Here is a 3,568-nt window from a genome sequence, read left to right on the forward strand (position 1 = left end):
TTCGCTAGTTCGCTCTTCTCTGTCGGTTGAGATTAAGGAATGCTCGAAAGGTTTATAGAGCAAGTGTTTCAACCAGAACAAGCCAGACTCTAACATCCCCGAAGCACACATTACTTAAGGACTGGTCAAACCGACCAATTATGTCAAACTACGTTTTTCTAATCGATGCCAACAAACAACCGATGAATCCGATCGCACCTCTTCGTCAAAGGCGGGATTTTTGGTAAACCAAGCCTGACGAGGCTTCCGAGAGGCTGGGTCATCGGGCGTTCCAAACCAAAATGCTAAAATTTCGTCATTTGTCATTTTAAAGATAGTAGCAAGTTGCAATGAAAGACTTTTTGCAAAATATTAGCCGTTACCCCCGTTACCTGATTAGCATAACCTTGGGCATCTTCTTTGCCCTATTTGAGCGCTTTAAGCCGGTATTGAGTAATCCCGTGAGTGCGATCGCGCTGGTGGGTTTGGTGGTGGGGACGTTTTTATTCCTGGCTTTCACCCTGCGTGCCATGCTAGGACTCAACCCAGTTTAGCGGGTCAGTATGTCAAACTAGAAATCGTTGGTCTCCAACTGCCCATACTCATAGTAAAGGGGGCGTTATGGCTACAAATCGCCGTGTGTCTAGGGTTTCCTCGCTGATTCAGCAGGAAGTCAGTCAAATGTTGTTACACGATATCAAAGATGACCGTGTCGGTGCTGGGATGGTCAGCGTTACGGATGTCGATGTTTCGGGTGACTTGCAACATGCCAAAATTTATGTCTCAATCTATGGCACCGAAGAGGCAAAATCGGAAACGATGGCGGGTTTACAATCAGCTACGGGTTTTGTCCGTCGCGAATTAGGTCGGCGGGTGCGCTTGCGTCGTACCCCAGAGGTCGTCTTTATTGAAGACCAAGGCTTGGAACGCGGCGCTCGCATGTTGACACTGCTGAATCAACTCTCACAAGAACGTCATAGTAAGGAACTCGATGATCAGGTTCCTGAGGCAGAAGAAAACGAGTGAATTCCTTACCCGATATCCAGTCTCTCTCCTTGGCACAACAGGTGGCACAGATGGTTGTGGTGCGCTCATCTGGCTACCTGTTTGACCACCAAATTCAGTACCCGGCTTGGGAACCTCCCGCCGCTAGGTTGCAGCATTGGATACAGGATTTGGGGGTGGGAGGCGTGATTTTACTGGGTGCGAGTGCTGGAGAACTAGCGCTGCGATCGCAACAATTACAAAGGTATGCCCAAATCCCCTTGTTGATTGCCGCCGATATTGAAGAAGGGGTCGGTCAACGCTTTGCTGGGGCGACTTGGTTTGCGCCACCGATGGCAATAGGGGCGATTGCCCGTCAGGATTTGCAAAAAGCCCAAAATTATGCTAAACAAAAGGGCGCAATTACTGCCCAAGAAGCCTTAGCGATTGGGATTAACTGGATTCTTGCGCCTGTTGTAGATGTTAATAATAACCCCCAAAACCCGGTAATTAATGTGCGGGCTTATGGTGAGACGCCGGAAATCGTGAGTCAATTGGCTTGTCAGTTTATCCGAGGGACGCAAGATTATCCGGTGTTAACCACGGCGAAACATTTCCCCGGTCATGGGGATACCGCGAGCGATTCCCATTTAGATTTACCGATCTTATCCCAGTCGCGATCGCGAATGGCACAGGTGGAGTTTCCCCCGTTTCAAGCGGCTATGGCTGCGGGTGTGGATGCGGTGATGACGGCTCATCTGTTGATCCCTAGCTTGGATGATCACTATCCAGCGACGTTATCAGAAAAAGTTTTAACCCAACTTCTGCGCCAAGAGTTGGGGTTTGAGGGGTTGATAGTCACCGATGCCTTAATTATGGGTGCGATCACTAATCGCTATGGCGCAACGGAAGCCCCTGTAAAAGCGGTTGAAGCTGGGGCTGATATTTTACTCATGCCCGTTAACCCAGAAACCGCCATTCAAGCCGTCTGTGATGCTGTAGCGGCAGGACGGATTTCCCGCGATCGCATTCTGGCATCTGTGGAACGGATTTGGCAGGCGAAGGCGAAGATCAGCCGGGGGACACAGGTGTCAGGGAACCGAAGTGATCAAGCTCAACCCTTATCGTTTCTGGGTCATCTGGCTCAACCGACTGCCATTTCTACGGTTACTAATATCCTCCGTGATTCTCAACAAGTTGGCGGTTCCCTACCCCTGCGCTCAAAACCACTCCAGAATAGTCGCCAGGGGCGCAACCTGATCATTGTGGATGATATTTTAACCTGTGATGTTTTGGGGCGAAATGCTCCAGCCGTTACCCTACCCCAACAGTTTGGCTACCAATTGCAATGGGTGGATTGCCATACGCCACCGATGCCGAGGGATCACAATGAGCGCCCGATTCCGACGCTGCTACAGCTTTTCATTCGTGGAAATCCGTTTCGGAGTACAGCTTCTTTAACTGATGTGGCTGCGGATTGGCTACAGCGATTATTAACGGATCAAGCTTTAGAGGCATTGGTGATTTACGGTAGTCCATACACCTTAGAGCAGTTCTTACCTGACCTCCCCGCCCAGACGCCTTATGTTTATTCCTACGGACAGATGCCAGAGGCGCAGGCGATCGCACTTGAGGTATTATTTGATCAGATTGAATCTGATTATAACTTAACAGAGTTTATTTAAGTTTTATTAATTAACTTGCCATGATCGAGAGAGGGATCTCAGAGGCAGCCCCACTATCAACTGCCAATTTAACGGTATAGCAAGGGTTTCAGCTTTTACTCGCTATCGACTAAATCGTGAAACAATTTGTATCTTTGGTACTTTTTATTCATAACTCGAATATCTTTGTAACTTTCTATACGGAACGAGATACCTTTTCAGGCTAGCCAAATTCGTATATAGTTAGAACGTAGCTTAGTTTTTAGTCAGGATGGTATCTATGAGCCCGATGAGTCTTCAAACTGCTCCCTCTACTCCCTCTATTCGATACTCCATTGATGTGATTCAAGAAGAAGCACGTCAACTCGTGGAAAAAGGAGTGGTCAGCCGTCAACAGCCCATCTACGTTCTTTGTCAGTACATTCCAGCTCGCGAGTGGGTATGTATCGAATGCGAACTAGAACAGTGTGATTTCTTGCTTAGAGACCGGATTGGTGATTTAATTGGTTCCGAAGAATGGGAAAACGATTAAATAGCCTTATTTGAGAGGGATTGTGGCTCGGCGCTTATATGAGTTGTACAAATTTACTCCGTCAAGTGTCGTTATCGGTTCGTTGTTATTGGTCATTGGTGAATTGGCGAGTCAGAAACAAGTGCCGATTTACATTGGGAAACCCTTTCGGCTTTAGGCTTAAGCCATAGCTCTCGCTCCTGATACAACCCTAAAAAAAGGATGCAGCTTAGCAAAGCACCAATGTAATTGCATATTAAAATTTGGATAACCTGAAATACTGTAGGAGCCGCTCGTAAATGTCTACCCACAACTACCCAAAACTAAGCATTTTGGGTAGGTGGGGTGAGCGTGCAGACTCAGCCGTAAAAAAGAGTAACCTACCATCTGGCAAGGTTGGCTACGCTTCCTTTGGTCATGACACCCAAGA

5 protein-coding genes are annotated in these 3,568 nt (G+C 47.7%); 4 read left to right on the top strand and 1 reads right to left on the bottom strand.

Going from position 1 to position 3,568, the window contains the following annotated elements; translation table 11 throughout:
• Window positions 1–138 precede the first annotated feature (138 nt).
• On the bottom strand, window positions 139–306 hold the full coding sequence (locus RIM23_RS02530) for a hypothetical protein (RefSeq protein ID WP_446364179.1): 168 nt from the start codon (window positions 304–306) through the stop codon (window positions 139–141).
• A 23-nt stretch (window positions 307–329) separates the two neighbouring features.
• Between RIM23_RS02530 and RIM23_RS02535 the strand changes: the two genes are divergently transcribed.
• From RIM23_RS02535 to RIM23_RS02550, 4 genes are all read left to right on the top strand, one after another.
• Entirely contained in the window at window positions 330–533 is a 204-nt protein-coding gene (locus RIM23_RS02535; RefSeq protein WP_446335533.1) for a DUF751 domain-containing protein, read from the top strand.
• A 67-nt stretch (window positions 534–600) separates the two neighbouring features.
• Window positions 601–1,005, top strand: a complete 405-nt coding sequence (gene rbfA / locus RIM23_RS02540) for a 30S ribosome-binding factor RbfA (RefSeq protein WP_446364181.1) — start codon at window positions 601–603, stop codon at window positions 1,003–1,005.
• The gene (locus RIM23_RS02545) at window positions 1,002–2,648 is read left to right on the top strand and encodes a glycoside hydrolase family 3 N-terminal domain-containing protein (RefSeq protein WP_446364183.1); all 1,647 of its coding nucleotides are present in this window, start codon (window positions 1,002–1,004) and stop codon (window positions 2,646–2,648) included. The genes rbfA and RIM23_RS02545 overlap by 4 nt, the downstream gene beginning before the upstream one ends.
• A 268-nt stretch (window positions 2,649–2,916) precedes the next feature.
• Window positions 2,917–3,159 (top strand): DUF4327 family protein, encoded by a 243-nt coding sequence (locus RIM23_RS02550; protein WP_446335530.1) that lies wholly within the window; start codon window positions 2,917–2,919, stop codon window positions 3,157–3,159.
• The last annotated feature ends 409 nt before the right edge of the window (window positions 3,160–3,568 follow it).

The organism is Coleofasciculus sp. G3-WIS-01 (genome assembly GCF_040223135.1).
In the GTDB taxonomy this organism is placed as follows: Bacteria; Cyanobacteriota; Cyanobacteriia; order Cyanobacteriales; family Coleofasciculaceae; genus Coleofasciculus.